Origin of the sequence: Streptomyces sp. SP17BM10 (assembly GCF_036322405.1) — a bacterium.
Classification (GTDB): Bacteria; Actinomycetota; Actinomycetes; order Streptomycetales; family Streptomycetaceae; genus Kitasatospora.
In genome coordinates this window covers 52164-79067 of sequence record NZ_JAQYXB010000409.1, presented here as the reverse complement: position 1 = coordinate 79067, position 26904 = coordinate 52164, and the positions used below count along the sequence as shown (strand labels likewise).

General features: G+C 74.1%; 26 protein-coding genes and 1 pseudogene. 16 read left to right on the top strand and 11 right to left on the bottom strand.

From position 1 onward, the window contains the following. Nucleotides 1-173 precede the first annotated feature (173 nt). Nucleotides 174-893 carry an alpha/beta hydrolase gene (locus PUR71_RS03715; protein ID WP_329924854.1) on the top strand — a complete coding sequence of 240 codons (720 nt, stop codon included), beginning with the start codon at nucleotides 174-176 and terminating at the stop codon, nucleotides 891-893. A gap of 21 nt (nucleotides 894-914) precedes the next feature. Further along, complete coding sequence (locus tag PUR71_RS03710; RefSeq protein ID WP_329924853.1) at nucleotides 915-1454, top strand: SMI1/KNR4 family protein; 540 nt, start codon at nucleotides 915-917, stop codon at nucleotides 1452-1454. Between the two features lie 61 nt (nucleotides 1455-1515). On the opposite strand, the gene PUR71_RS03705 is transcribed toward PUR71_RS03710, so the two are convergent. Together PUR71_RS03705 and PUR71_RS03695 are read right to left on the bottom strand one after the other, a co-directional pair. Beyond that, nucleotides 1516-2115: a universal stress protein gene (locus PUR71_RS03705; protein ID WP_329924852.1), complete on the bottom strand. Its 600-nt coding sequence runs from the start codon at nucleotides 2113-2115 to the stop codon at nucleotides 1516-1518. Nucleotides 2116-2791: 676 nt separating this feature from the next. Then, entirely contained in the window at nucleotides 2792-3184 is a 393-nt protein-coding gene (locus tag PUR71_RS03695) for a ribonuclease (protein WP_443077335.1), read from the bottom strand. A gap of 467 nt (nucleotides 3185-3651) precedes the next feature. Between PUR71_RS03695 and PUR71_RS03690 the strand changes: the two genes are divergently transcribed. The 4 genes and pseudogenes from PUR71_RS03690 to PUR71_RS03680 all read left to right on the top strand — a co-directional run bounded on the left by PUR71_RS03690 (nucleotide 3652) and on the right by PUR71_RS03680 (nucleotide 7448). Continuing rightward, nucleotides 3652-5211, top strand: coding sequence for a carboxyl transferase domain-containing protein (locus PUR71_RS03690; RefSeq protein WP_329924851.1), 1560 nt, complete (start codon nucleotides 3652-3654; stop codon nucleotides 5209-5211). Nucleotides 5212-5699: 488 nt separating this feature from the next. Next, nucleotides 5700-6074, top strand: a complete 375-nt coding sequence (locus PUR71_RS03685; protein WP_329924850.1) for a transglycosylase SLT domain-containing protein — start codon at nucleotides 5700-5702, stop codon at nucleotides 6072-6074. A gap of 312 nt (nucleotides 6075-6386) precedes the next feature. Beyond that, a pseudogene (locus PUR71_RS41055) lies at nucleotides 6387-6659 on the top strand (DUF4277 domain-containing protein); the annotation flags it as partial. A gap of 288 nt (nucleotides 6660-6947) precedes the next feature. Beyond that, nucleotides 6948-7448, top strand: a complete 501-nt coding sequence (locus PUR71_RS03680; protein ID WP_329924849.1) for a GNAT family N-acetyltransferase — start codon at nucleotides 6948-6950, stop codon at nucleotides 7446-7448. An 81-nt stretch (nucleotides 7449-7529) separates the two neighbouring features. Here the strand turns inward: PUR71_RS03680 and PUR71_RS03675 are convergent, their stop codons facing one another. Further along, complete coding sequence (locus tag PUR71_RS03675; protein ID WP_329924848.1) at nucleotides 7530-7982, bottom strand: HD domain-containing protein; 453 nt, start codon at nucleotides 7980-7982, stop codon at nucleotides 7530-7532. A gap of 222 nt (nucleotides 7983-8204) precedes the next feature. Between PUR71_RS03675 and PUR71_RS03670 the strand changes: the two genes are divergently transcribed. Together PUR71_RS03670 and PUR71_RS03665 are read left to right on the top strand one after the other, a co-directional pair. Next, a complete protein-coding gene (locus tag PUR71_RS03670) occupies nucleotides 8205-9131 on the top strand; it encodes an AEC family transporter (protein ID WP_329924847.1) in 927 nt (308 codons plus the stop codon). Between the two features lie 104 nt (nucleotides 9132-9235). After that, nucleotides 9236-9628, top strand: coding sequence for a hypothetical protein (locus PUR71_RS03665; RefSeq protein WP_329924846.1), 393 nt, complete (start codon nucleotides 9236-9238; stop codon nucleotides 9626-9628). Here PUR71_RS03665 and PUR71_RS03660 read toward each other — a convergent pair. Then, nucleotides 9607-10104: a MarR family winged helix-turn-helix transcriptional regulator gene (locus PUR71_RS03660; RefSeq protein ID WP_329924857.1), complete on the bottom strand. Its 498-nt coding sequence runs from the start codon at nucleotides 10102-10104 to the stop codon at nucleotides 9607-9609. The two genes, PUR71_RS03665 and PUR71_RS03660, sit on opposite strands and share 22 nt — an antisense overlap. 156 nt (nucleotides 10105-10260) lie before the next feature. On the opposite strand from PUR71_RS03660, the gene PUR71_RS03655 reads away from it, so the two are divergent. Together PUR71_RS03655 and PUR71_RS03650 are read left to right on the top strand one after the other, a co-directional pair. Next, a complete protein-coding gene (locus PUR71_RS03655) occupies nucleotides 10261-11196 on the top strand; it encodes an alpha/beta fold hydrolase (protein WP_329924845.1) in 936 nt (311 codons plus the stop codon). 91 nt (nucleotides 11197-11287) lie between these two features. Next, nucleotides 11288-11482 carry a hypothetical protein gene (locus PUR71_RS03650; RefSeq protein ID WP_329924844.1) on the top strand — a complete coding sequence of 65 codons (195 nt, stop codon included), beginning with the start codon at nucleotides 11288-11290 and terminating at the stop codon, nucleotides 11480-11482. Nucleotides 11483-11701: 219 nt separating this feature from the next. Here PUR71_RS03650 and PUR71_RS03645 read toward each other — a convergent pair whose 3' ends face one another. Next, nucleotides 11702-11965: a dsRBD fold-containing protein gene (locus tag PUR71_RS03645; RefSeq protein ID WP_329924843.1), complete on the bottom strand. Its 264-nt coding sequence runs from the start codon at nucleotides 11963-11965 to the stop codon at nucleotides 11702-11704. 306 nt (nucleotides 11966-12271) lie between these two features. On the opposite strand from PUR71_RS03645, the gene PUR71_RS03640 reads away from it, so the two are divergent. Then, complete coding sequence (locus tag PUR71_RS03640; protein WP_329924842.1) at nucleotides 12272-13261, top strand: DMT family transporter; 990 nt, start codon at nucleotides 12272-12274, stop codon at nucleotides 13259-13261. 7 nt (nucleotides 13262-13268) lie between these two features. Then, on the top strand, nucleotides 13269-14054 hold the full coding sequence (locus PUR71_RS03635; RefSeq protein ID WP_329924841.1) for a DUF6629 family protein: 786 nt from the start codon (nucleotides 13269-13271) through the stop codon (nucleotides 14052-14054). A gap of 268 nt (nucleotides 14055-14322) precedes the next feature. On the opposite strand, the gene PUR71_RS03630 is transcribed toward PUR71_RS03635, so the two are convergent. From PUR71_RS03630 to PUR71_RS03620, 3 genes are all read right to left on the bottom strand, one after another. Beyond that, nucleotides 14323-15642 carry an MFS transporter gene (locus PUR71_RS03630; RefSeq protein ID WP_329924840.1) on the bottom strand — a complete coding sequence of 440 codons (1320 nt, stop codon included), beginning with the start codon at nucleotides 15640-15642 and terminating at the stop codon, nucleotides 14323-14325. Further along, entirely contained in the window at nucleotides 15639-16277 is a 639-nt protein-coding gene (locus PUR71_RS03625) for a helix-turn-helix domain-containing protein (protein WP_329924839.1), read from the bottom strand. The genes PUR71_RS03630 and PUR71_RS03625 overlap by 4 nt, the downstream gene beginning before the upstream one ends. Before the next feature lie 119 nt (nucleotides 16278-16396). Continuing rightward, entirely contained in the window at nucleotides 16397-17206 is an 810-nt protein-coding gene (locus PUR71_RS03620) for a hypothetical protein (RefSeq protein ID WP_329924838.1), read from the bottom strand. 319 nt (nucleotides 17207-17525) lie between these two features. Between PUR71_RS03620 and PUR71_RS03615 the strand changes: the two genes are divergently transcribed. After that, nucleotides 17526-19322: a helix-hairpin-helix domain-containing protein gene (locus PUR71_RS03615; protein ID WP_329924837.1), complete on the top strand. Its 1797-nt coding sequence runs from the start codon at nucleotides 17526-17528 to the stop codon at nucleotides 19320-19322. Nucleotides 19323-19361: 39 nt separating this feature from the next. Here the strand turns inward: PUR71_RS03615 and PUR71_RS03610 are convergent, their stop codons facing one another. Together PUR71_RS03610 and PUR71_RS03605 are read right to left on the bottom strand one after the other, a co-directional pair. Next, nucleotides 19362-20240: a carbohydrate kinase family protein gene (locus PUR71_RS03610; RefSeq protein ID WP_329924836.1), complete on the bottom strand. Its 879-nt coding sequence runs from the start codon at nucleotides 20238-20240 to the stop codon at nucleotides 19362-19364. A gap of 3 nt (nucleotides 20241-20243) precedes the next feature. Then, nucleotides 20244-21185, bottom strand: a complete 942-nt coding sequence (locus tag PUR71_RS03605; RefSeq protein WP_329924835.1) for a pseudouridine-5'-phosphate glycosidase — start codon at nucleotides 21183-21185, stop codon at nucleotides 20244-20246. A 113-nt stretch (nucleotides 21186-21298) separates the two neighbouring features. Here PUR71_RS03605 and PUR71_RS03600 point away from each other — a divergent pair, with 113 nt between their 5' ends. Then, a complete protein-coding gene (locus PUR71_RS03600) occupies nucleotides 21299-22201 on the top strand; it encodes a LysR family transcriptional regulator (RefSeq protein WP_329924834.1) in 903 nt (300 codons plus the stop codon). A 193-nt stretch (nucleotides 22202-22394) separates the two neighbouring features. Then, nucleotides 22395-24059, top strand: a complete 1665-nt coding sequence (locus PUR71_RS03595) for a peptide-N4-asparagine amidase (RefSeq protein ID WP_329924833.1) — start codon at nucleotides 22395-22397, stop codon at nucleotides 24057-24059. Between the two features lie 309 nt (nucleotides 24060-24368). Here the strand turns inward: PUR71_RS03595 and PUR71_RS03590 are convergent, their stop codons facing one another. Next, nucleotides 24369-25067 carry a response regulator transcription factor gene (locus tag PUR71_RS03590; protein WP_329924832.1) on the bottom strand — a complete coding sequence of 233 codons (699 nt, stop codon included), beginning with the start codon at nucleotides 25065-25067 and terminating at the stop codon, nucleotides 24369-24371. A gap of 183 nt (nucleotides 25068-25250) precedes the next feature. Here PUR71_RS03590 and PUR71_RS03585 point away from each other — a divergent pair, with 183 nt between their 5' ends. Further along, entirely contained in the window at nucleotides 25251-26834 is a 1584-nt protein-coding gene (locus tag PUR71_RS03585; RefSeq protein ID WP_329924831.1) for a purple acid phosphatase family protein, read from the top strand. Nucleotides 26835-26904: the final 70 nt, after the last annotated feature.

Below are 26904 nucleotides of genomic sequence, written 5' to 3'. Positions count from 1 at the left end.
ACCGGACCTCGTCCGACGATAGAGCGCCAGGCCCGGGTCGCACGGACTCTTCCTACTGAAAGTAGGACGTGCTCTGGTAGCACCACTGACGCCTGACGAGAGATCATCTCCCTCGCGACGAGAAGAACACTAGCAGCTCGGGAGCCATCTCCCGAACCGGAGGGGAACAGCGCATGACCAGCACGGAGCTCGATCGTCCCGATGTCGTCGAGTACGCCGAAGGGCGCCCGGTGGACGTCCACCGCCCGCCCGCCGGTACGGCCGGGCCGGTGCCCGTCGTCCTGCTGTGGCACGGCCGCGGGCCGGACGAGCGGGACGTCCTGCGGCCGCTCGCGCGGGAGGCGGCCGGGCACGGCCTGCTCGTGTTCGTGCCCGACTGGCGCTCGGACCGGGAGGACGGCGGCCGGGCCGAGTTGCTCGCCTCCCTCGCGCACGCCCGTGAAACGGCCGCGCGGTTCGGCGGCGACCCGAACCGGCTCGTCCTCGCCGGCTGGTCGATGGGCGGCCGGGAGGCCGTCGCCGTTGCCATCGACCCCGCCACGCCCGCCGGACCGCGGCCGGTCGCAGCGGTGGGCATCTCCTCCAGCTACGCCCGCCCGGCCGTCACGAACGGCGTCGTACCGGTCGAGCTCCTGGCCGAGGCGCCCTCCCCCGTCCCGCTCTGGCTGGTGCACGGCACGGAGGACGACGTGCTCGGCCCCGCGCACACCCGGGCGCTGGCCGACGTGGCCACCTCGGCCGAGGTGCTCGAACTCCCCACCGATCACGCGGGCGTGGTGATGACGGAGTACAGCCCCGAGGCGCAGCGCTGCCTCCCCGCCACCGCCGAGAACGCCCTGGACGCGGGCCGCCGCGTCGCCGCCGTGCTGGCCGAGGCGGCCGGACTGTCGTAGGGCCGTGCCACGATCCTCGGCATGAGCGAAAGGTCCATCGACGAGGACGAGTTGATCGCGCGCGTACGCCGGCAGGCGGTCGCGGACGGCACGCCGCCGGCCGCGCCCGCCACCGCCGAGGCGATCGCCGCCGCGGAGGCGGCCCTGGGCCTCACCCTGCCGCCGCTGCTCGTCAGGCTCTACCGCGAGGTGGGCGACGGCGGCTACGGCCCGGACGGCCACCTGCTCTGGCCGCTGCACGGCATCGTGGCCGCCAACCCGCGCCGCACCGCGCCCGGCGGCTGGCCGGGCGGCGTCGTGGCGGTGCTCGACTGGGGCTGCGCGATGTCGGCCGTGGTGGACTGCCTGCGCCCCGGCGCCCCCGTCCTCCTCCACGAGCCGAACGCCGAACCGGACGACCCGGCGGACACCTGGTTCGAGGACTGCCCGTCGCTCGCCCGCTGGCTGGCCGACTGGCTCGACGGGCGCGCATGGTGGGAGGAGCACGTCATGATGGACGAGCGCGACGGCGAGATGCTCCCCCACTGGCCGGATGCCGCCGCCCGGATCGCGGCGCCCTGACGGATGGCCCCGGCGGATAGCCCTGAGGGGTAGCCCCGAGGGGTAGCCCTGACGGAACGTTCTAGTAGCCCGCCGGCGCGAGGCTCACGCCGTGGCTGCGCTCCAGCGCCTCCAGTTCCCGCTGGAGCGGGGGCTTGGGCACGGCCAGCACGGGGCACGTCGCGTGCCGCACGCAGTAGGCGGTGACGGACGGTCGCAACAGGCGGGCGAGTCGGCCGCGGCTGCCCGCGCCCAGGACGAGGAGGTCGCCGGGGCGGTCGGCGCAGCGCACGAGGGTGTGGCCGGCCTCGCCGCGGACGGCCAGGCAGCGCAGCCGCACTCCGGCGTAGCCGCCGCCGAAGGCCTCGTCGAGCGCCTGGCGCAGGCGGGCGACGGCGGCGTCGCGGCCGGCGGTGAGCATGGGCGGGCAGGGGGTGCGGCGGTAGGCGGAGTCGCTGCCGGCCGGGGTCCAGCAGAGGACGGCGAGGACCTCGGCGTCGGTGCGGCGGGCTTCGGCGACGGCGTGGTGGAGGGCGGCGAGGCTGCCGAGCGATCCGCTGAGGCCGACGACGATCCGGGCACCGCCACGCTCGCCCCAGCCATGCTCGCCCCTGTCACGGCGGTCCCCGTCACGGTCGTCGCCGCCGAGGCCGGCCGCCCCGGGTTCGCCGCTGTCCGCCATGGCCCGTCCGCCCTTCGTCCCCGCCCGTAGCGTTCGTGTCGTCACATGCAAAACGGCCGGAGGCGCCGAAGGGATCCCCGTTGACGGAGCCCTGACGCACCGGCGGGCGTTCCGTACGCGCCCCTGACGCCGAGAGTGCCACCGGGAGCACCGCCCGGAGCACCCCTAACCTGCGCCGGCCCGCCCCGGACGCCCACTGGTGTCCGCCCGACGGTCTCCATGGACGGCGACCGGCTCACACTGGAGGGCACCGGAGGTCGAGGCGGTGACCGTGCCGGTGGACACCGAAGGACCGCGGCGCCCCGTCGAGCCGTTCGGCGCGCCGTTGCGCGGCATCGACCAGGGCGACGCCGCGGCCGCCTGGCCGTCCGACGTGCTCGGCGCGACCAGCCGGCTCGTGCGCGTGCCGCCGGAGCACGACCGGGTCACCGACGGGCTCGTCCCCGGCACCTCGCCGCGCACCCTGGCCCGCCACCGACGGGCCGCGGGCGGCGGGGTCGTGTTCGGCGCCAAGTCCGCCGCGCTGCGCCCGGGTGTGCTGCGCGTCGGCGACGCGCTCGCGGTGAGCGAGTGGGGACCGTCCGGCCGCCGACCAGTCGAACTCCTGCGCCCAGAAAGGCCGGTGGCCCCGGCGGCAGACGCACCGCCGGGGCCTCGGGTCGAACGGAGGACGGTCTCAGCAGGTCTGGTCGATCAGCGAGAACGTGGCGTAGTGGTCGCCCGTGTAGTAGTCCTCCTGGGTCGCCTCGCCGGTGATGATCCGGCGGGCGCCACGGGTCGGGGCGCCCGGCGTGATGACGGTGTACTCGTGGTAGTAGCCGTAGGACTGGCTCGGGAGCACCTGCTCTCTGTTCTGGAACACCACGCCGTCCTGGGAGTACGGGAACGGACCGTCGGAGGCGATCAGGTTGAGGGTGTCGGTGGCCTCCGGCGGCAGTGCGGAGAGGCAGACCGTGCCGCTCACGTCGGCGTGCGCCTCGGTGGCGACGGCGACGGGCGCGAGGGTCATCAGGGCGACGGCGGTGACGGCGGCAGCGCGGGTCTTCCACGCGCGTAGAGTGCGGGTCATGACAAACAGTGTGGCGAGCCCCCGGCCCATCCGGAAGGCCTCAGCCAACTTTTTACCCGCCGGTAACTTGCCTGCCCAGCGGGCGACTTGACGGATACTCCGATCGTTTCCGTGACTCTGCGAGCACCCTCCGCCAGACCGTTCACGAACCGCCCGTACTCCACCGGAACCGTGCGTTCCCCATGTATCCCGGGGCCGTGACCTGACCCGAGCCCCGGCTGCGTCCGCACCCCCGCCCGCCCCGCGCCCCCGACTTGCTCACACCTTCGCGACGCTCCCGCCCCGGCCCGGGCGAGCCGCATAGAGTGTCGATCGCTCCGGGCTCCCGATCATGGTCGGGGCCGCCTGCGAACGCAGGGCGCAGGGCGCGGGCGCGGGCACAAATCGCACGACGCAGGGCGCAGGACGCGGGCGCGGGCACAAACACAGGACGCAGGGCTTCAGGACGATCACCAGTGGGGGCGGGCATGGGTACGGGAACGTCGCTGACGGCGCACCAGCTGATCGGGCTGCTCGTCGATCCCGGAAGCTTCCGCACCTGGGACGAGCCCGCCGACCCCCATCCCGCCGACCCCGGCTACCGCGCCTCGCTCGCCCGCGCCCGCGAGCGCACCGGCCTGGACGAGGCCGTCCTCACCGGCACCGGCCTGATCGGCGGGCGGTCGGTGGCCGTCGTCGCCTCCGAGTTCGGCTTCCTCGGCGGCTCGATCGGCGTCGGCACCGCCGAGCGGATCACCCGGGCCGTCGAGCGGGCCACCGCCGAGCGGCTGCCGTTGCTCGCCCTGCCGGTCTCCGGCGGCACACGCATGCAGGAGGGGTCCGCCGCCTTCCTCTGCATGCTGCGCATCACCGCCGCCGTCCAGGCGCACCGGGCCGCCGGTCTCCCCTACCTCACCTACCTGCGCAACCCGACCATGGGCGGCGTCTTCGCGTCCTGGGGCACGCTCGGCCAGCTGGTGTTCGCCGAGCCCGGCGCCCGCCTCGGCTTCCTCGGCCCGCGTGTGTACGAGGAGCTGCGCGGCGTCGAGCTGCCGGCCGACGTCCAGCGCGCCGAGACGCTGGCGGAGCGCGGTCTCGTGGACGCCGTCGTTCCGCCGGCGGAACTGCGCGAGGTGGTGCGCCGCTCCCTCGCCGTCCTGACGGCAGGGCCCTCCCCTTCGTCCACGGCACCCCTATATGGGGAGGAGCCAGTGGGAGCCGTCCATCCGAAGGGAGCCGCCGTCCATAGGGAGAACGCCCCCGAGCCACAGGCCACCGCCGACGCCTGGGACTCCGTCCGCCGCACCCGCCGCCCCGACCGCCCCGGCACGCGCGAGCTGCTGCGCCGCACCGCCGCGGAACTCGTCCTCCTCGACGCCCCCGGAGGCCGGGCCGGAGCGCTGGTCCGCGCCCTCGCGATCCTCGGCGGGCAGCCCGTGCTCGTCGTCGGCCAGGAGCGCGGGACGCCCGACCACGAGCGTCCCTTCACCGCGGCCGACCTGCGGGCCGTGCGCCGCACCGCCCGCCTGGCCGAGCAACTGGGCCTGCCGCTGCTCACGGTGGTGGACACAGCCGGCGCCGAGCTGTCCGCGCAGGCCGAGCTGGACGGCGTCGCCGTCGAGATCGCGCACTGCCTGACCACCCTGCTCGCGCTGCGCACCCCCGTCCTCGCGGTCCTGCTCGGCCAGGGCTCGGGCGGCGGGGCGCTGGCCCTGCTCCCGGCGGACCGCGTGATCGCCGCCGAGCACGCCTGGCTCGCACCGCTGCCCCCCGAGGGCGCCTCGGCGATCGTGCACCGCGACGGCGGGCACGCGGCCGAGCTGGCCCGCTCGCAGGGCATCGGCGCGACGGACCTGGCGCGGGTGGGCCTGGTGGACGAGGTGGTCCCGGAGCGGCCGGACGCCGCCGAGGAACCGGACACGTTCTGTGAGCGGCTCGGGGTCTCCGTCGGGGCGGCCCTCGGCGCGCTCGCGGCGGTTCCGGAGGCGGAACGGTTCGCGGCACGGGCCGATCGGCACCGTCGGCTGGGAGATCCTCGCTCTCCGTGACCGCAGACGTGTGGCCCCGGTCTCACCGGGGGCTAGATCGTCTGTACCCAACGTGTCGGCCGCGGGCCGCCGGGTGACACCACCCAGCCCCTAAACGGTGAGTGCGCTCACAGGGAATCCCAGGCAACGACGGATCGTAGTAATGCGGCCGCGGCGGAACCGCCGTTCGCGACATGTCGCCCACGGACGGGCGTCCGGCCAGGTCGGAGCGTGTCCGAACGGCCCCCGCGATCACTCCTGCGAATCGATGGCGGTCGGCCGAGGTACGACCGCGGATCGTATCGAGGGGGTCTTGGCGGTGGCCGATCCGGTCTGGCAACAATGGCTCTCGTCGTCAGCCGCACCGGCTCCTGTCCCGCCGGTGAACGGCTTACCGCCGAGTCGCGCCCCGCAACCGTCGGCCCCTGTCCGGCCATGGTCCTGGGTGGGGCGCGACCCGGCCCAACCTGATTGAGGTCTTGTTCTTCATGCCCGCTTTCAAGCTCCGTATGCGTACCTCTGCCGCCGTTCTCGCCGGCGCCGCCGGTCTGACCGCCCTGGCCACCGGCGTGATGCCCGCCGCCGCCAACGCCGCGACCGCCTCCCCGCAGACCATCGCCGCCCAGATCGTCCCGGCGAACCAGCTGGCCTCCTTCAGCCAGATCATTTCCCACGAGTCCGGCTGGAACGTCCACGCGACCAACCCGAGCTCGGGCGCGTACGGCCTGGGCCAGGCGCTGCCGGGCTCCAAGATGGCCTCCGCGGGCGCCGACTGGCGGACCAGCGCCAGCACCCAGATCAAGTGGGCGCTGGACTACATGAACTCCCGCTACGGCAGCCCGAACGCCGCCTGGAGCTTCTGGCAGGGTCACCACTGGTACTAAGCCGACCCCCTCGGCAGCACCGACGCATACCCGTCTCCTGCACCACTCCCCCCTCACCCCGGGGGTCGGACAGGGACCACCGGGGTGACCCGGCAGGGCCCGTGCCCGCGCGATCCGCGTGGCACGGGCCCTCCCGTGGTTTCCCGTTCTGCCGTTCTGGCGTCCTGGCGTTCTGCCACTGTGCCGCCGGATCCGGTCGCCGCTCGACCCGTCGCCGTCGGCCCCCTGGCCCCGTACTTCGCAGGTCATTGATTCGGATGGATCGTGGCTCGTGGTGGCGTCCCCGACGTGGGCATTGAGCGGGGTGTGTCGATGACTTCCCGGTCCCCGCGGCCACGGTCCGAGCGCCGGCGCCTGGAGTGCGTGGTGACGTCCGTGGTGGAGAAGCGTCTGGGCGCTCTGCCTGGCGCTGCCGAGTTTCTGCGCCGGCTGGATGTGGCCGGGATCGTCGACGAGATGTGTCCGAGCGGCGCAAGCGCTCATGTGACGCATGGGCAGGTGATCGAGGCGCTGGTGGCGAACCGGCTGACCTCGCCCGCGCCGCTGGTGCGGGTCGGCAACCGGGCTCGGACCTGGGCGGTCGAGGAGGTCTTCGGTATTAGCCGGGCCTGCTCAACGACGACCGGCTGGCCCAGGCCCTGGAAGCGTCCGCCTGGCCCTGCTCGTCTTCTACCTGATCGAACGCCAGGTCAGACGCTCGCTCGGCCCGGAACGGACCATGGTCGGCCTGCATCCCGACAGCCGCCGCGTCCGACCAACCGGCCGCATGATCCTCGACCACCTCGGCGAACTCACCTTGCGCGTCGGCAGTATCGCCGACCGGCCGGCAGTGCAGGTCCAGCCCTCGGGGCCAGCCCCGTACGATCAGATGCCGTGATCACGACCAGGGCAGACGGCCTCACCCTCGATACCGACCCCGCGCGCATCGATCTCGACCGCGTGCACCACTGGCTTTCCACTGACGCCTTCTGGGCCCTGGGCCGGAGCCGAGAGACCGTGGCGCGATCGATCGAGCATTCACTCGTCTTCGGTGTCTACACCCCGGACACTGCCGAGCAAGTCGCATTCGCCCGGATCGTCACGGACTACGCCACCTTCGGCTGGCTCTGCGACGTCTACGTCGCCCGCGAGTCACGCGGCCGGGGCATCGGCACCTGGCTGGCGGAGTCGGTCGTCGCGGCGCTGGCTCCCTACCGGCTGAAGCGGTTGATGCTCTCCACGTTGGACGCGCACGAGGTCTACGCACGTGCCGGCTTCTCGGCCGTGTCCGAACCGGAGAAACTGATGGTGATCACCGCGCCGGCCCCTTCGGCAGTTCCGACCGGCCCGGCAACCGGAGGCGTAAAGCCACTGGCCACAGACCTGAAACGGTGACCCGCCACGTACGGGCCTGGCCGAGGGGCCCGTCGCCGTCGGGCTCCTCGCCATCGGGCCCCTCGTCGTCGGCCCTTGCCGTCAGAGCTCGCCGGTGAGCCCCAGCAATTCGCGCATCCGCGCGTACTTGGCGCGCAGCCGCTCGGCCGTCGGCCCGTCCAGCACCGCGAGCCGCGCCGGGTCGGAGTTGTGGGCCAGGTCGGCGCGCTTGACCAGCAGCGCACCCGGGGTCGCCAGGATCCGGGCGGTGTACTCCTCGACCGGCTCGCCCGGCCGCTTGGTCAGCGCGTCCACGATCGCCTTGGTGGACTCCGGCAGCGCGGCGCCCTCCAGCCACTCGCGGCTCAGCCGGTCGTCCTCGACGGTGTCGTGCAGCCAGCCCGCCGCGATCTGCGCCTCGCTGCCGCCGCGCTCCGCCGTCCCCCGCGCCACCGCCGCGATGTGCTCGCTGTAAGGGTGGCCGTTCTTGTCGACCTGCCCCTCGTGCGCACGCCGCGCGATCGTCTCCACCTCGGCCAGGCTCAGATAGTCCATCGACTCATCGTAGGGCCCGCCGCCGACGTCGCCGGGCCGAGGAGGTCGGACCGCCGGGCGGTGCCGCGATCGACCGGGCCCATGATCGACCGCTTGACGCGGCTGGTTTACTGCCCCGGGCGGGCGACCCCCGCCGGACCAGGCGACCACACCGACCCAGGCAGCCCGCGCCGCGCCAGGCGACCCCCGCCGGCCCGGGCGACCCGAGCGATCCGAGGAACCATGCACGCCCTGCACCCCCTGCTCTCCGGGTTCGCCCCCATCTGGGCGCTGACCGGGGTCGGCTACCTCGTCGGCCGGTCCGGACTGCTCGGCCCGCAGGCGGAGGCGGTGCTCAGTCGTTTCGTCTTCCACGTGGCGATGCCCGCCGCGCTGTTCCTGATGATCGCCCGCACCCCGCTCGAACGGTTCGCCAACGCCTCGATGCTCGCCTTCGCCGCCGGCACCGCCTTCGCGACCGGCCTCGGACTGCTCGCCGGGCGGTTCCTGTTCCACCGCGAGCCCGGCGAGCTCGCCATCGGCGGCATGGCCTCCGGGTACGTCAACTCGGCCAACCTCGGCATACCCGTGGCGATGCAGGTCCTCGGCGACGCGTCGTTCGTCGCGGCGGTCGTGCTCTTCCAGATCCTGTTCGTCACCCCCGCCGTGCTCACCGTCCTCGACGGCCGCGGCGCCGGGCTCCGTGCCCTGCTCACGCTCCCGCTGCGCAACCCCATCCTGCTGGCGACCGCGCTCGGCGCCGTCGCCTCCGCGACCGGCCTGCACCTGCCCGCCGAACTGAACCACTCCTGCGAACTGCTCGGCGGCGCCGGCGTCCCGACCGCCCTCGTCGCCCTCGGCATCTCACTGCACAACCGCCCGCCCGCGGACGCCGGCTCGCGCCGCGCCGAGGTCGGACTGACCGTCCTGGTCAAGACGCTCGTCCAGCCACTGGCCGCGTACGCCGTCGCCGCCTTCGTCCTCCATCTGCCGCCGCACCAGTTGCTGACCGTCGTGCTGTTCTCCGCGCTGCCGACCGCGCAGAACGTCTACGTCTACGCCCGCGAGTACGGACAGGGCACGGCGCTCGCCCGGGACGCGGTGCTGTCGTCGACGCTGGTGTCGATGGCGACGCTCTCGGTGATCAGCTGGTCGCTCGGGTCCGCGTGACAAGTGACCACCGCCCGTACACGACGCGACCGTCGGCCCACCCGATGCGTACAGAACGGTGGTTCGGCCGCCCGGCGCCGGCCGCCGGTGGAATGCTGGCGGCCATGAGCCAACCGGACTCCACCTCCGCCCGACCCGTCGGAACCGCCGCACTCGTCGGCCTCCAGGGCCTCGTCGAACACCGCCACTGCCCGGCCGTCGTCACACTCCCCCAGGCCGACGTGGACCACTTCGACCACGTCCCGCGCGCCGCCTTCGTGATGGAGCCGCGGCTGCGCTGCGAGCTCATCGACGGCCACGGCGGCTCCCACTCGGCGCTCGTCCAGGGCGTCGGCTACGACCTGCACTGGGCGTCCTGGCCGGAGTACGCCGTCGAGGTCGCCGCCCGCTGCCCCGAGGAGGAACCCTTCGACGGCGCCGAGCGGCCGCGCGAGGCCGACATCTGCCTGTTGCGCGAGGGCCACCCGGGGCCGCACTACGGCGACACCTGGTTCTGAGCCGGACCACCTCCGGTTCCGGTCCCGTCGGCGCCCCCGGGCTCACGCCCGCGGGCCGCCGCCACCACCTCCGTCATCGCCAGCAGGAAGCGCCGCGTCGTCGCCAGTTCGGCCGCGTCGAACCGGCCCATGGCGCCCACCAGGTCGCCGATCAGCCCGCCGAAGAAGCCCTGCCCGAGCTCCATCGCCCGCTCCTCGACCACCAGGCGCACCTTGCGCCGGTCCCCCGGGTCCCGTTCGCGCCGGATCAGGCCGAGCCGCTCCAGCCGGTCCACGAGCCCGGTGGTGCCCGCCGAGTTGAGCCGCAGCGCCTCGCCGAGCCGGCCCGGGGTGACCACCTCCCCGGCCCTGGCGGCGTCCAGCAGGTGGATCAGCGCCCGCAGATCGGTCGGGTGCAGCCCGTTGCGCGCCGCGAACTCGGCCCCGAACAGATCGAGTTCGACGGTCAGTCCGCGCAGCAGGTGGACCAGCCGCATCGGATCCTCTCCGTGCTCGCCGGCGTGCCCCTCGGCGTGCTCCTCGGCACCGGACAACCTCGGTCTCCTTCCTCGGCACCCCCTGGTGCCGCTATTCTCTCGCTGAGCGAGATACTTGTGCAGCGAGTGATTCCATCATCCCAGCGGAGGCCCGCCATGTCCGCAACCGCACCTTCTTCACCGTCCTCTCCGTCCTCTCCGTCCTCTCCGTCCGCATCGGCCGCGTCGCCCGCGCGCATCGCGCGCTTCTTCGCCGCCTACGACGCGCTCTTCGCCCACTGGCACGTTCCCGTCGAGCGGCTCGATGTCCGGACCGTCCACGGCACCACCCGGGTCAATGCCTGCGGACCACGCGACGGCCGCCCCCTCGTCCTGCTCCACGGCGGCGGCGCCACGTCCGCCATGTGGTTCGCCGTGGCCCCCGCCCTGGCCGCCGCCGGGCACCGCGTCCTCGCCGTCGACCTCATCGGCGACCCGGGGCGCAGCGTCCACGACGGCACACCGCTCGGCGGAGTCCCCGGGCTGATGGCGTGGCTGGACGCCGTCCTCGACGGGCTCGGCGTCGACCGGGCCGACCTCTGTGGCCACTCGTACGGCACCTGGACCGCCGTCGAGTACGCGCTCCACGCACCCGGACGGGTCGGACGCATCGCCCTGCTCGACCCCACCAACGTCTTCGCCGGCTTGCGACCCGGCTACCTGCTGCGCGCCCTGCCGCTCTTCCTTCCCCGCCGCACCGCCGCCCGCGCCCGCTCCTACCTCGCCTGGGAGAGCGGCAACACCCCGCCACTCGACGCCGGCTGCCGCGAGGTGTACGCGCTCGGGTACGCCGACTTCCCCGCTTCCCGCATCGTCACCGGCCCCCGCCCGACCGCCGACCGCCTGCGCACGCTCACCGCCCCGACGCTCGCCCTGTTCGCCGACCGCAGCCGCGCCCACGACGCCCACCGCGTCGCCGCCGCCACCCGCCGCGCCCTTCCCGGCGCCACCATCGCCGTCCTCCCGGGCCTCGCCCACCACAACCTGCCGACGGCCGGAGCGGCGGAGGTCAACCGGCGCCTGACGGAATTCCTTTCACGGGAAAAGGACTGACGTTCGACCGGAGGAGCGAGTAGCTCACGAACTCGTGGATTCGTTCGGGACGCCGCCGCGACTCACTCGGCTTCGCCGACAGCGCATTGCCGTGGGTGGCAACGCCTACGCGCTCGCGTTCGGCTGGCTGCTCCTGCTCGGCGGCCGGGTCGCCGACCTGGCCGGGTCCGGGTACCGCCGGGCGCTGCTCGCGGCGCTGGTCCTGTTCGGCATTGCGTCCGTGGTCGGCGGGTTCGCGCAGACGCCCGTGCAGCTGATCGCCGCGTGTGCAGGGCAGGGCGGCTGAGTGTTCGTCGTGAACGCCCCGCTCACCCTGGTGGGCGCCGCCCTCGCGACGTGTGCCGCCTCCACCGCCCGGCCGCCGCGCGCGGGACGGCCCGGCGTGGTCGGCGCCGCCCTCGGCACCGCGGCGACGGAACACGGCGGGCAGGTCGCTGCCCTGAGCCGCCGTCCCCGACTTGGCTTCGCTGGAGGCGAGTTCAGCGCGTCGATGCAGTGGATCCGGTCAGTAGATCAGGTAGCCGGGGCGGTGACCCTCGTCCTCGATCTCCCCGGTGGCCTGGACCCGCAGCTTGCGGGACAGTTCCTCCAGGGCGCGCGAGGCCGCGACTTCCTCGCCGATCCGGGCGAGCGGACGGTCGTCCGCGCTCTTCACCGACTCGCCGTGCGCGCTGAGGCCCGGCGCCCTCGCGCCGGTCAGCCTCGCGTCGCACGTCGTGTGCACGCCGTCTTCGTCGAAGCTCAGCTCCACGTCCCACTGGTTGTGCATGCCACACCTCCTGGCGCCGGCCCCCGTCGCGCCTGTCCCGGCCGGCACGGAGGGTGCACCGCGGGCGGCCGCTCACACCAGCGTGCGCCCGCCGTGCCCAACCCGGCAAGCGCGGGCGGCCGCTCCGGGGCCGCACGGCTCCGGGCCCGCGCGATTCCGGGTTCGGCCGGCCCCGTGTCGGACTCACCCCAGCGCCGACCAGCCCCCACGGCGCCCCGGCGGTACGCTGACGGAAGGCGCCGCGACCGCCGCCCGACTCCGGACCGCCGACGCGACGCGGGCAGCGACACACCGGGTGGTCCCTCCGTGGTGGTCTTCCTCCTCGCTCTGAGCGCCGCCTGCTTCCTGGGTCTCGGGTTCGTCCTCCAGCAGCACGCCGCGCAGCGAGCCCCACGTGCCGACATGCTGCACTGGCGGCTGCTGCTGGACCTGATGCGGATGCCCGAGTGGCTGCTCGGCACCGGGTTCATGGTCAGCGGCCTGATCCTCTCCGCGCTCGCGCTCAACAAGGGCGAGGTGTCGCTGGTCGAACCGCTCCTCGCGACCAACCTCCTGTTCGCCATGGCCCTCTCCCGGGTGCTGACCCGTCAGACCCTCGGCCGCTCGGGCTGGGCCGGGGTCCTGCTCCTGGGGCTGGGGGTGACGGCGTTCATCGTGGCCGGGCAGCCCTCCGGGGGCGGAGCGCCCGCCGGGGACCTGCGGCACTGGCTGGTGGTCGGCACCGTCGTCGGGCTGGTCCTGCTGCTGGTGTCGGCGGCCCGGAAGCTGCCGCTCTTCGAGGAGGCGACGCTGCTGGCGCTCGCCGCGGGCCTGCTCTACGGACTGCAGGACGCACTGACCCGCACCACCACCCAACGCCTCGACCACGACGGGCTCTCCGCCGTGCTCCGCACCTGGCAGCCGTACGCCGTGATCGTGGCGGGCGTCGTCGGACTGCTGCTCGTGCAGAGCGCGTTCGAGGCCGCGCCGCTGCGGATGTCGCTGCCCGCGCTGACCGCCGCCCAGCCGATCGCCGGGATCGCCTGCGCGGTCGGCTTCCTCGGCGACCGACTGCGGGTGACCCCGGGCGCACTCGTCTGGGAGGTCCTCGGGCTGCTCGCGATCGTGATCGGCGTGATCGTGATCGGTCGCCACCCGGCGATGCCCGGAACCGTCCGCGACACCCTGGAGAGCATCGGCGCGCCCCCGGACGACCGCCTCGACGGCGGCGCGCCGGACGGCACCACCCCCGACGGCAGCCGGACCGGCGACGGCCGGGCCGACAACGGCCCACCCGACGGCCCGGCGAAAGGCTAGACGGCCGATGTGCTGGAGCGCGCAGGCGGACGCCGTGGCCGGTGGGGTGGTCGTGGGCCTCGGTGTCGTGTGCCTGGTCCGCGCCCGCCGTTCAGGCCGCCCACAGCGGGTGCCGCTCGCCGCGCTCCCGCTCGTACTGGGCGCGCACCAGCTGATCGAGGCGCTCGTCTGGCTCGGTACGGACGGTGGCCTGCCCGCCGCCCCCGCCGGTTGGGCGCGCACCGCCTGGGCGGCGATCGCCCTGCCGCTCCTGCCCGTGTACGTCCCGGCCGCCGTGTGGTGCGCCAGCACCGAACCGGGCCACCCGGTGGGAGCGGTCCGCCACCGCGTGCAGGCGGCGCAGGTGGGCCTCTGCCTCCTCGGCGCGGCCGTCGCCGTCCCGCTCGCCGTCGCCGTCGCCGCCCACCCGGTCACGGCCACCGAGCACGGCCGAACCCTGACGTACGGCATCGGCGTGCCGCACCCGGCCGTCCTCCTGGCCGGCTACCTCCTCGCCACCATCGGCTCCCTCCTCGTCAGCGGCGACCGCGACCTGCGCCGCCTCGGACTCCTGACCGGCCTGGCCGCGGGCCTCTGCGCCGTGCTCTGGCGGATCGCCTTCCTCTCCACGTGGTGCGCCCTCGCGGCGCTGGTCAGCGTGCTACTCGTGCACTGGGCGGGCCGCGCTCCCCACTCGCCGACGACAACGTCGCCGACGACGCCGGGCAGTACCGGGCGCCGTTCACGGACCAGTTGCGAGCGAGCAACGGCGGATGGCCCGCCCGGTCGAAGCACCGCGCCAGGAACTCGGTGAACGTACAGGCCGAGCCGTCCCCGCGGTCTCGAACCACTCGCCGCACGCGCTCCACACGACGATCCGCCAGACGTCCGGATCCGGTTCCTCGGCGAGGAACCAGTAGGTGGTGCCCTGCTCCTCGGAGCCCCACTGGACGAACCCGCCCGCCTCCGGGTGGAACGGCCACGGATGGAGCGCGTACTCCTCCGACCCTCGTCGCCACCCGTGCTCCCAGAGCCGCTCGGCCTCCCCCGCGCTCCCCTCCGTCGGCCGCTCCGGGCGCCGTCTACCCCCGTGCGGGCTCCGGCGCCCGGTCGGGTGCGTCCGCCGGGGCCGGGGCACGGCCGCGCAGGCGGTCCATCTCGCGCCACTCCCGGCGGAAGCCGGCCGCGCCCGTGGTCAGGACGTACAAGGCCCCGGACGCGACCAGGACGGGTATCAGCCCGACCAGCGCCACGGCCGCGCCGGCGAGAAGGCCGCCAAGGGGGATCCCGGCCCAAGCGAGGGAGTCGCCGAGGGCGTGGACGCGCCCCAGGAGCGGGCGGGGCACCCGCTCGAAGAGCACCGCGCCGAGGATCGGGTTCAGGAAGCCCGAGCCGAACCCGGCCACCGCGAACACCGCCACCACCGTCCACAGCGGGGCGCCGGACGCGAGCACGAGGAAGCGCGGTGCCCCGGCGAGCAGGAAGCCCGCGAAGAAGACCGCCCGACGCGGCAGCCGGTGGGCGACGCCCGCCGCGATCAGGCTGCCGGCCACCGCCGCGATCCCCATGGCGCTGCCGGTGAGGCCGATCGCGGCGGGGCCGTGCCCGGAGTCCTGCGCCCAGACCGGGACGAGCACGGTGGCGAAGCCGGCGTCCAGCAGGTTGGTGATGCCGATCGTCACGATCACGGTGAGCAGCAGCGGTTCGGCGCGCAGGAACGCGAAGCCCTCGCGGAACATCCGCCAGTACCCGACGCGCTGCTCGGCCGCGGCCGGGCCGGCCGGGGCCGCCGTGCGCCCCATCCCGCGCGGCAGTGCGAGGGCGATGATCAGCGAACCCAGTGCGAAGGCCGCCGCATTGACCACCAGGCCGGCCATCGGGCCCGCCACCGCGACGAGCCCGCCGCCGACCGCCGGCCCCACCGTGGAGGCGAGCCGCTCGGTGACGCCGGACAGCCCGGTGGCGCGCTCCAGCGGCACGCGTGCGCGGTCCGCCGCCTCCGGCACCATGACGGACTTGGCGAGGTCCCCCGGGCCGCGCATCGCGCCGATCACCGCGACCACGCCGAGCAGCAGCCCGAACGGCAGCAGCCCCAGCGCGTGCAGCAGCGGAACCAGCCCGGCCGCGACGGCGCTCACGGCGTCCGTCGTCCAGGAGACGACGCGCGGGCCGAGGCGGTCGACCAGGGGCCCGGTCAGCGCCTTGACCAGCACGTACGGCGTCATCTCGGCGAAGGCGACCAGGCCCGTCATGGTGGCGCTGCCGGTCGTCGCGAGGACGAACCAGGGCAGCGCGACGGCCGAGACCCGGGTGCCCGTCAGAGAGACGGCCGAGGAGGCCAGGACGCCGACCAGCGGCCGGAGGCTCCGCGCGGAGGCGGCGGCGGGGACGGCGGCGGTCATCCTTGCTCCCCCTCTTGATCGGATTCCACCGTGGCCTCCGCCATGGCCTTCGGCTCGGGCAGGACGTGGACGACGACGGACACCGGCTCGGCGCCCCCGGGCACCGGGCCCTCGGCGTCCAGCCGCCGGTAGCGCGCGACCACGGCGGCCAGGTCGTCGGCCAGTTGCTCGGCCTCCTCCGGCGTGAGCCGGAGCACCAGGTCGCTCAGGTCGACCGCCTTGCGCCACTCGCGCGGCATCGTCTCGAAGGCGTTGAGCGCGCGCTGGCCGGTCAGCGCGTGCGCGGCGAGGACGGACCGCAGGTACCCGACGACCGTCTCCGGCTCCTCATCGGCCTGGTCCTCCCCCGTCCACACCGTGAGGGTGTGCACCGAACGCCACCACCGCTCGCGCGCGTTGCCGCGCCCCGGATCCTCCTCGACGAAGCCCGCGGCGGCGAGCTGGCGGAGGTGGTAGCTCGTGGCCCCCGAGTTCAGCCCCAGCTGCTCGGCGAGCCTCGTCGCCGTGGACGGGCCCTGCTTGCGCAGCAGCCCGACCAGCTGCATGCGCACGGGGTGGGCCATCGCGCGCATGCCCTTGGCGGTGAGTACGGCGTGCGGATCGTCACTGTGCATCCAGCCACGGTCATCGGTCATGGCGCGATCCTAGGACCGCAAAGAGTTCTTCGCAAAGGATTTTTTGCGAAGGGATTGTTGCGAAGATTTCTTTGCGGTCTGCCCGAGCCGCACCCGACCGACCGGCCTCCGAACGCGCGTCAGTCGTTGGCGACCGCCAGGATCAGGACCACCGTCAGCCCGCCCCCGGGCGTCGCCTCCACCGCGACCCGCCCGCCGGACGACAGCACCAGGCCGTGCAGCGCGGGCCCGACCGGCCCGTCCGGCCGCACGCCCGCGAGCAGCCACTCCCGCGCCTCCGGTAGCTCGTACGCGCCGCGGTCCGACACCCGGATCTCCACGCGCCCGCGCGCCCGCCCGAACCCGCCGGGGCCCCCACTGGCGCCCGGCCCCAGGCCCGACCCCAACGCGCCCAGCCCCGGCAGCGCCGGCGCGGCCACCGCGTCGGCCCGCACCAGCACCCGCGCACCCGCCGGGCTGCGCCGGACCGCGTGGTCGACCAGCCCGCCGAGCGCCGCCTCCAGCCGCCGGGCGTCCCCGACCACCACCGGCAGCCCGGGCGCGACGCGGACCGTCACCACCGCCGCCCGCCCGCCGCCGCGCACCACCCGGCGCACCACCTCGGCGACCTGGACGTGCCGTGCCTGCGGCTCGCACCCGGCCCTCCGGTCCGTCCAGGCCAGGCGCACCAGCTCCGGCCGCGACAGTGTCCGCGGCCCGGCCATCGCCCCCGGGTGGAGCGTTCCGCCGGCGCCCTCCCGGCCGCCCGCGCCCTCGCCCCGGGAGCCGCCCAGCCGGCCGAACCCGCCCGGGCGCCCGAACTGCCCCGGCCGCGGCAACGCCCCGTACCGCCCGAATCCGCCCGACCGTCCGTGGCCGTCGGAACCGCCGAAGGCACCGAGCACCCGGGCCCCCGACGCGACGTAGCCCCAGAGCTTCCCGCGTGTCATCGCCCTGCCCCTCGCACCTCACCGGCGGCCGTCGTCAACTCCGCGACCGGCCGGTGCGGGCCGCTTGCCCGGCCCTCCCGCCCAGCCTGCGCCCCCTCCGCCCGGGTGACAATCGGGCCAGGGGGCACGAACCGGGCGCATTCCCCCGCCGAGCGGCCGGTCGCGCACCCGCCGACCGGCGGGTGACGGGCACACCGGCGGAGAACGGGACAGGTGCCGTGCCGGCGGGCGGAACCACAGGACGGCGGCATCCGACGCACCGGAGCCGGGCCGGGGTCCAGCGCAAGCGGCGCACCGACCCCCGCCCTAAACTGGCCCCATGCCCCGGCTCAACGACCAGGTGCGGGAGCTGCTCCAGGAGTACGCCGACCTGATCAACATCACCGGAGGGGACGCGTTCCGGGCCCGCGCCTACGAGAAGGCCGCGCGCGCAGTGGGCGGTCACCCCGAGGACCTCGCCGGACTGGACGCCAAGGGCCTCCAGCAGATCCCCGGCGTCGGCAAGTCCACCGCGGAGAAGGTCGCCGAGTACCTCTCCACCGGGCGGATCGGCGCACTCGAGAAGCTGCGCGCCGAAATCCCCGCCGGCGTACGGGAGATGATGGCCATCCCGAGCGTCGGCCCGAAACGCGCCCTGTCCCTCTACCGCGACCTCGGTATCGCGTCCGTCGACGAGCTCGCCGAGGCGATCCGCGGCGACAAGCTCGGCGGTGTGGCGGGTTTCGGCGAACGCAGCGGCGAGAAGATCCTGCACGGCATCGAGTTGATGCGGCAGTCCGGCGGGCGCACCCTGCTGGACACCGCGACCGAGCTCGCCGAGCAGCTCGTGGCCGCGATCTCCGCCGTGCCCGGCTGCACCCGCTGCGCGTACGCGGGTTCGCTGCGCCGGATGCGCGAGACGGTCGGCGACATCGACGTCCTCGCGACCGCCGAGGAGTCCGCGCCACTGATGGCCGCGCTCACCGAACTCCCGTACGTGGCCGAGGTGATAGCGCGCGGGCCGACCAAGACCTCGGTGCTCACCACCGGTGGCGTGCAGGTGGACCTGCGGGTGGTGCCGGAGGAGGACTGGGGTGCGGCGCTCGTCTACTTCACCGGCTCGAAGGCGCACAACATCAAGCTGCGCACGATGGCCGTCCGGGCCGGCCTGAAGCTCTCCGAGTACGGCCTCTTCGAGATGGGCGGCGACACCGACGGCAAGCGCACCGACGGCAGGGGCAAGGACGGCAAGCGCACCGACGGCAGGGGCAAGGAGGGAGCCAAGGTCGTCTCGGCCACGGAGGACGAGGTGTACGCGGCGCTCGGCCTGCCCTGGATCGCGCCGCCGCTGCGCGAGGACCGCGGCGAGGTCGAGGCGGCACTGCGCGGCGAACTCCCGCAGCTGGTCCAGGAATCGGACCTGCGCGGCGACCTCCACACGCACACCGACCTGACCGACGGGCTGGCCACGCTGGAGGAGATGATCGACACCGCCGCCGCCCGCGGCTACTCGTACTACGCCGTCACCGACCACGCGCCCGACCTCGTCATGCAGCGGATGACCGACGAGAAGATGCTCGCCCAGCGCGAGCGGCTGCGCCAACTGGCCGACCGTCAAAAGAAGTTGCGTCTCCTGCACGGCACCGAACTGAACATCGGGCCGGACGGAGGCGTCGACTGGCCGCCCGAGTTCCTGGCCGGCTTCGACGTGTGCGTGGCCTCGGTGCACTCGCACTTCGGCCTCGACCGCGCCGCCCAGACCCGCCGCCTGATCCGCGCCTGCGAGAACCCGCACGTGCACGTCATCGGCCACCTCACCACCCGCAGGATCGGGCGGCGCGGCCCGATCGACGTCGACCTGGACGCGGTGTTCGCGGCCGCCGCGCGCACCGGGACGGCGATCGAGATCAACAGCTCCCCGCAGCGCCTGGACCTGCGGGACGAGGACGTGCTGCGGGCGAAGAAGCACGGCGTCCGCTTCAGCATCGACAGCGACGCCCACGCGACGCCGCACCTGGCCTACCCGCGGTTCGGCATCGGCACGGCGCAGCGCGCGTGGCTCACCACCGAGGACGTCGTCAACACCTGGACGTGGCAACGGCTCAAGCGCTTCCTCCGCAAGGACGCGTTGCGCTGAACGGTGAGGCGGCCCCACCCATCGGTACCGCCCCCGGACTCACCGTTCGCCGAACGAGGCTCCCGGCGAGGCGAGCACGCGCGCCGCGGTGCGGTGTCCGAGCCCGGCGGCGAGGCGGAGGTCGCCGGTGTCCAGGAATCCGGCGAGGAACCCCGCCGCGAACGCGTCCCCCGCGCCGGTCAGGTCGCGCACGTCGGCGACCGGCGGCACCGGCACCACGAACGGCGGCTCGCCCGGCACGTCGACGGTGGTGGCCTCGGCGCCCGCCTTGGTGACGACCGTGGTGGCGGTGAGGCGGGCCCGTTCCGGCCCGGGGGCGCCGTCGGCCAGCAGCCCGAGGTAGGCGGACTCGGAGCGGTTGGCGAACACGAAGGTCGGCGCCAACTCGGCCAGCAGGCCCAGGAAGCGCTCCCGTCCGAACTGCTCCAGCATGCCCGTCGACGAGGCGTCCACCGAGGTGGTGCCGCCCGCCCGCCGCACCCGGGCGAGCGCGTCGACGGCGCTGCGGCCGACCGGCTCGCCGTCGAAGGAGTAGGCGGGCACGTGCAGGTGGGTCAGGCCGGCCAGCCACCCGTCCGGCACGTGCTCCAGCAGCTTGGCGGCGCCGCGGTCGGGCAGCATGGTGCGCTCGCCCTCGCGGTCGATGAGCACCACGACGCTGCCGGTGCGCCCGCGCCGCTCCACGCGCACGTCCACCCCGTGGCCGGTCAGTTCGGCGACGACGCCGTCGCCGACCGGGTCGTCCCCGACGCAGCCGATGAAGCGGGCCGGGACCTGGCCGGCCGCGAAGCACGCGACGTTGGCTGCGCTGCCGCCGCGCCGGCGGAAGACCCGTGCGGCGGAGTCGGTGCCGTGGCGCAGCGGTCCGTCGACCCACACGACGACGTCCTCGACGAGGTCGCCGAGCACCCCCAGCACGGCTCAGGCCTTCCGCGCGGCGGCGAGCGCGGTCGCGATCTCGCCGCCGAGGCGGACGTTGCCGCGGTAGACCTCGACGTTGACCTCCAGACTGCGGCCCTGCGTGTCGCGCTGGATGAAGTCGAGCAGGAACGGCGTGGAGGCGTTGCCGGTCACGCCCTGGCGGTCGGCCTCGGCCCAGGCGCGGGCGAGGATGCCGTCGAGCTCCTCCGGCGGGAGCTGTTTGGCGGGGTCGACCGGGTTGGCGATCAGGACGGCCTGCGGGAGGCCGAGGCCGTCGCGCGCGTCGATGACGCGGGCGGCCTCCTCGGGGGAGTCGACGCGGAAGGCGATCTCGTGGCCGGAGTCGGTGACGTAGAAGCCGGGGTAGCTGGTGGTGCGGTAGCCGATGACCGGGATGTTGAAGGTCTCGAAGCGCTCCAGGGTGGCCCGGATGTCGAGGATCGACTTCACGCCGGCGCTGATGACGGTGACCGGGGTGGCGGCCAGCGTGGTCATGTCGGCCGACTCGTCGAAGCTCTCGGAGGCGCCGAAGTGCACGCCGCCGAGGCCGCCGGTGGAGAACACCCGGACGCCCGCGCGGTGGGCGAGGAAGGCGGTGGCGGCGACGGTGGTGCCACCGTGCCGGCCGAGCGCGGCGACCACCGGGAGGTCGCGCAGGCTGACCTTGTCGATGCCGTCGGTGGCCGACAACTCGGTGATCTGCTCGGTGCTCAGGCCCACCGTCGGCACGCCCGCGTACACGCCCGTGGTCGCCGGGACGACGCCCGCCTCCCGCAGCCGCTCCTCGGCCTCCAGCGCCACGGCCAGGTTGCGGGGGCGCGGCAGGCCGTGGGTGAAGATGGTCGATTCGAGGGCGACGACGGGCGTGCCCTCGGCGACCGCCAGAGCGACCTCCTCGGAGACGTGGACGGCCTCGGGGCTGGGGGTGGTGAGTCCGGTCATGGTGGACGCTCTCTGTGACATGCCACTGCGGCGGGGCAAGGTGATGATCAGCGTACGGACGGCTCGGATCGGGAACCAGAATCAGTACTGCCCCTTCCCATAGGCTTTGAACTATGGGTTTCACCTTGCGTCAGCTGGAGGTCTTCCTCGTCGTCGCCGAGACGCTGCACTTCGGGCGCGCCGCCGAACGGCTGCACATCTCGCAGCCGACGGTCAGCCAGGAGGTCGCCCGGCTGGAGCGGACGGTCGGCGTCGCACTGTTCGACCGCAGCCGCCGGTCGGTCGCCCTGACCGAGGCCGGCGAGGTGATGGCCGCCGAGAGCGCCCGGCTGCTCGACCAGGCCGCGTCGCTGCTGACCCGGGTGCGGCTGCACGAGGAGTCCCGGCTGGGCACCGCCCGGATCGTCGCCTCGCCGAGCGTCGTCAACCGGCTCCTTCCGGCCGTGATCAGCCGCGCCGAGCAGGAACTGCCCGCACTGGTGGCGGCCGAACTCGCCGTCGACACCGGGCAGGTGTCCGCCACGCTGGCCGCCGAACTCGCCGACATCGGCCTCGGCCGCTTCCTCGCCGAGGTGCCCGGCTACCGGCTGGAGCCGATCGCCGACGAGCCCGTCCGCGTCGCGCTCGGCCGCGACCACCCGCTCGCGGGCCGGGCCGCCGTCCGGCTCGCCGAACTGCGGGACCTGCCCCTGCTGCTGTGGCCGCGTGAGCAGCACCCGCGCTACTACGACCACGTCCTCGGCCTGTGCGCCGAGCGCGGCGTGGACCCGCCGGTGCTGGTCAGCCCGCCGCGGATCGTCGGCTCCCGGCTGTACCTGCTCGCCCGCAACCGGGCGTTCTCGCTCGTGCCCGGCTCGATGACCGGCCACCTCACCGGCGACGTCGCCACCGTCCGCCTGGAGGGCCGGGCGACCCTGCCGCTGGAGATGCAGTGGCGCCTCGACGACCCCCGACCCCGGCTCGCGGCGCTGCGCGATCTGATCCGGCAGGAGGCGGCGGCGCTGGAGGCGGACTGACGGGTGCCGCTCCGGGGCCGGAGCGTTGACCGACGAACGCCTTGACGGTCACATGCCACCACCGGAAGGATGCCGGACCGTCCCACCGGTCCGCAGCACGACCCGGACCCGTCCCACCGGTCCGCAGCGCCACCGCGGGCCGCCCCGCCCGGTCCGCAGCACCGCCGCGGGCCGCCCGACCCGAGGACAACCGTTGGCCGTCCGCCCCCTGCTCCGCCGCGCCGCCCGCTTCATGGGCGCCGCCGTCCTGGCCTTCACCGCGGCCGTCACCGCCGCCGGCCCCGCGCACGCCGACTTCGGCTCCGGCTACCACGACCCGTACACCGCCGAGAAGCCCCTCACCCGGCCCGACACCCGCTCGTGCACCGTCGAGGTCATGCACGAGCGCGAGTTCCGCAACGGCTACGGCAACCCGCCGGACACCCCGTACGACGCCACGCTCACCCCGCCCGCCGACTGCGCCGGCCCGTGGTCCGCCGTCGTGCTGGACCTCCACGGCCAAGTCGCCGGGCGGCAGTTCGACCGCATCTTCAGCGTGCGGATCGGCGGCGTCCAGGTGCTGCTGTCCTCCACCCCGGAGCCGTCGAAGGACGGCATACGGTGGAACGTCGAGCACGACGTGACCCGCTACGCGCCGCTGTTCGCGGGCGGCCCGCAGCCGTTCGACTTCGACCTCGCCAACGTCACCGACGCCACCTACACCGGCGTCTACACGATCTCGGCGAGCCTCACCTTCTACACCACCTCCGACCGCTGGCCCGCCCCGCACACGGCCGACCGGCTCCTCACCACCGGCCCGTTCTCCCTCACCCAGGCCGCCCCGACCGCCACCCGGGACGTCACCTTCCCGCAGAACCTCGAACGCCTCACCGCCGAGGTCTACGCCCGCGGCGGCGGCGCCTGCGAGGAGTTCGCGTACGCCTCCGCCCCCGACGCCTTCGTCAGCGCCAACCCCGGCCTCGGCGCGTGCGGCAAGGGCCCGTTCCGCGAACTGCGGCTCACCGTGGACGGCCGGGTCGCCGGCGCCGTCTGGCCCTATCCGGTGATCTACACCGGCGGCTGGGACCCACTGCTGTGGCGGCCCGTCCCGAGCCTCTTCGCCTTCGACCTGCCCGCCTACCGCCTCGACCTCACCCCGTACGCCGGCCTGCTCCTCGACGGCCGCCCGCACAGCGTCGGGATCACCGTCAACGCCGCCGAGGCGCAGAGCAACGACGCCTGGACCGGTCAGGTCAACCTCTTCGCCGACACCGACCACGGCACCGACCGCACCACCGGGCAGCTCACCGAGTACCGCGTCGCCCCCGAGGCCGCCGTCACCACCGCCCTCACCGACCACGGCGGCGGCAGCGGCGACTGGACGGTCACCGCCGGACGGCACGACCTCGCGCGCGGCTGGGTGCAGACCTCGCACGGGCGCGTCACCACCGAGGTCCGCGACGACCTCTCCTTCTCCTCCGCCCAGCAACTGCGCGACGGCGGCAACGACGTGACCCTGCACAACGGCGCCGACCTCACCCGCTCCACCGCCACCTGGGGCGGCGGCCCGCACCGCACCACCACCGTCCACGAGTCCGAACCGCTCGACGTCACCTACCGCCTCACCCGCGACGCGGCCGGCACCAGCGACCAGGTGACCTCGATGGACCTCGGCTACCACCGCGTCGCCACCGCAGCCACCGGCGGCCACGTCACCTCGGTCGCCACCGTCGACCACACGCTGCGCCCGACCGCCCACCGCCACGACGGAGACCGCACCGTCCGCACCGGCGCCAGCACCGAGGACTACCGCAGCACCGGGCCGGACGGGCCGTACCGGCGCACGATCACGACCGTGGACGGCTGGCCCGTGTCCTGAGGTGCGTCAGCGCGATCATCCGCCGCGAAAATCGGCAGAATTCAGGCGAAAAAGCCCTGGCGCACGGCGCCGGGGAGGCGCATGATGAGAGATGGACCTGCGAGGTAGACGAGGAAGTTCGACCGCAGGAGGCAGTGGCGACAGATCGAGACGGATCAGGGTCTGCCGCTGTGAACTACCTCGGTCGACGATCGAACTACCGCGGCCGGAGGACACGACGTCCGGAGGCCCCTCCGCCTCGCAGGTTCCGCGCGTCCACGGAGCAGCCCCTCGGCTCCGTGGACCGCGTCCTTCCCCCTCGTCCCGGTGTCACGCCTGCTGGTTCCGCCCCTGCCCGCCGGGCACCGCGTAGCCCATCTCCCACGCGTGCACGGCGATGCCCACCCGGTTCCGCACCCCGAGCTTCCGCTGGATGCTGGCGACGTGCGTCTTCACCGTCCCGGCCGAGATGAACAGGTCCGCGGCGATGTCCGCGTTCGTCCGCCCCGCCGCGACCTGCCCGGCGATCTCCACCTCGCGCTCCGTCAGCGCCACCACGGGCGCCGGACGGCCGCCGCCCCGGCCGGGTGCCGTCACGTGCTTGAGCAGCCGCACCGTGACCGACGGACTGACCAGGCTCTCGCCCCCGGCCGCCGCGCGCACCGCCTCCGCGAGCAGCGCCGGCCCCGAGCGCTTCAGCAGGAAGCCGGACGCGCCGAACTGCAGTGCCGGGTACACGTATTCGTCCAGGTCGAAGGTGGTCAGCACCACGACGTGCACGGACCCCGCGAGCCGCCGAGTCACCTCCAGCCCGTCCATGCGCGGCATCCGGACGTCCACCAGGGCGACGTCCGGCCGCAGCTGCCCGGCCAGCTCGACGGCCGCGACCCCGTCCGCCGCCTCCCCCACGACCTCGATGTCCGGCTGCGCCTCCAGGATCCGCCGCACCCCGCGCCGGACCGCCTCCTGATCGTCCGCGATCAGCGTCCGGATGACCCGCTCGCCCGGAGCCCCGTTCGTACTCGTCACGCCGGGCAGTCTCCCACGCGGGCGGCACTCCCGGACGGGGCGGCCCGTTCACGCGGGACCGTTCGCGTCGGGGTGTTCACGTCGCAGGGTCCACGTCGGGTTGTTCACGTCGGGTTGTTCACGTCGGGTTGTTCACGTCGGAAACCCGGCGCGGTTCACCTGCGGACCGTCAGGCTGGCGGGCATGAACGCATCCAGTGGACGTCCCCCCGTCAGCAGGCGCGGTCTCCTGGCCGGTGCCACCGGCCTCGGGCTCGGCGGCGCCGTGTCCCTCTCCGGCGTCGCGGCGGCGCCGGCCGCCGCCTCCCCACTGCTGTGGGAACGGCCGGACCGCTCCGGTGCGCCGCGCGTCGCGGGCCTGCACCTCCAGTTCGGCTCGGACGCCTCCCGCGAGGTGGTGGTGTCCTGGCACACCACCACCTCCGTCTCCAACCCGCGGGTGATGTACGGCACTCCGCACGGCGGATTCGGCCGCAGCGAGGACGCGTCGACCACCGTCTACCGCGACGCCCGGTCCGGCACCGAGGTCCAGGTGCACCACGCCCGGCTCAGCGGCCTACGCCCCGACACGGACTACGTGTACGCGGCCGTCCACGACGGCGCCACCCCGGAGCTCGGCACCGTCCGCACCGCGCCGCGCGGCCGGGCCGCCTTCACCTTCACCAGCTTCGGCGACCAGGGCACCCCCACCCTCGGCAAGCAGACCGCGAACGGCTGGGCCAACGACAACCTCGGCAGCCTCGCCGCCGGCGACACCACCGCCGGGGTCGAGCGCGTCGCACCGCTGTTCCACCTGGTCAACGGCGACCTCTGCTACGCCAACCTGGCCACCGACCGCGTCCGCACGTGGTCCGACTGGTTCGAGAACAACTCCCGCTCCGCGCGCCACCGCCCCTGGATGCCGGCGGCCGGCAACCACGAGAACGAGAAGGGCAACGGCCCGATCGGCTACGGCGCCTACCAGGCCTACTTCGACCTGCCGTCCTCCGGCTCCGACGACGAACTGCGCGGCCTCTGGTACGCGTTCACGGCGGGCGCGGTGCGCGTCATCAGCCTCAACAACGACGATGTCGCCTACCAGGACGCCGGCAACTCCTACGTCCACGGCTACTCCGGCGGCGCCCAGCGGCGCTGGCTGGAACGGGAACTGGCCGCGGCCGACGCCGACCCGGGGATCGACTGGATCGTCGTCTGCATGCACCAGGTGGTGATCTCCACCGCCGACAAGTTCAACGGCGCCGACCTCGGCATCCGCGAGTCCTGGGTGCCGCTGTTCGACCGGTACGGCGTCGACCTCGTCGTGTGCGGCCACGAGCACCACTACGAGCGCTCGCACCCGATCCGCGGCCAGCAGCCGACCGACACCCGCACGCCGATCCCGGTCGCGACCGACACCGCGACGATCGACACCACCCGGGGCACCGTCCACATGGTCATCGGCGGCGGCGGCACCTCGGCGCCATCGAACCACCTGTTCTTCAGCCCGGCCAAGGCCCGCGTCATCACCGGCGTCGGCGCGGTCGACCCGGCCACCGGCAAGCGGCCGCCGGTGTACGTGATCGAGGACGCGCCGTGGTCGGCCTTCCGCGACGCCGACAACCCGTACGGCTTCGCGGCGTTCGAGGTGGACCCGGGCGAGCGCGGCGGCGACACCAGCATCAATGTCACCTACTACTCCGTCAGCGGCCCGTACGGCGACCTCGTCCCCGTCGACCGCTTCACGCTCACCCGCCCGCGCGGGTCCCGCGGCGGCGGGCGCGAGCTCTGACGACAGCCGACGGCGGACAGATAACAGATGACAACTTTCAACATCTGTTATCTGTCATCTGTTCGCCGCA